This window comes from Desulfonatronum sp. SC1, assembly GCF_003046795.1.
In the GTDB taxonomy this organism is placed as follows: domain Bacteria; phylum Desulfobacterota; class Desulfovibrionia; order Desulfovibrionales; family Desulfonatronaceae; genus Desulfonatronum.
On the sequence record NZ_PZKN01000202.1, the window covers coordinates 1 to 409 of the forward strand.

The window sequence follows — 409 nt, forward strand, 5'->3', positions numbered from 1 at the left end:
ACGAAACACTGGCCATATCTCTTGTTCCTGGTTTTGCTGGCATTCATTTATATCAATAATCACTACAGTGTAGAGAAGTTGTTGAAGGAGCAGGTGGCACTTACCGCCGAAACGCAGGATTTAAAATATGAAGCCATCACCACATCATCCGATTTGATGCAGATGAGTCGTCAGTCGGAAGTTGTACGGAGGGTGCAGGAAGCCGGATTGGGTTTGGAGGTGCTGAAAACACCACCTAGAGTTTTAAAAGTGGATTAACAGGGGAGGGAGTTTATGGCCATAAAAAGAAGCATAATGTTCAGATTAGGGATTGTCTATCTCTTTTTTATTGGACTTGCTTTGTGGTTGTTGTTTGAATTGGTGGCACTGAAGACTTTTGAGGCCGATAAGTGGAAATCCAAATCCAGAC

At 43.0% G+C, this 409-nt stretch carries 1 protein-coding gene; it reads left to right on the forward strand.

Features of this window, described 5'->3' with window-relative positions; translation table 11 throughout:
* Window positions 1–258: FtsL-like putative cell division protein (locus C6366_RS21300; RefSeq protein WP_233248598.1), on the forward strand; the 258-nt coding region annotated here is incomplete at its 5' end.
* Between the last annotated feature and the right edge of the window lie 151 nt (window positions 259–409).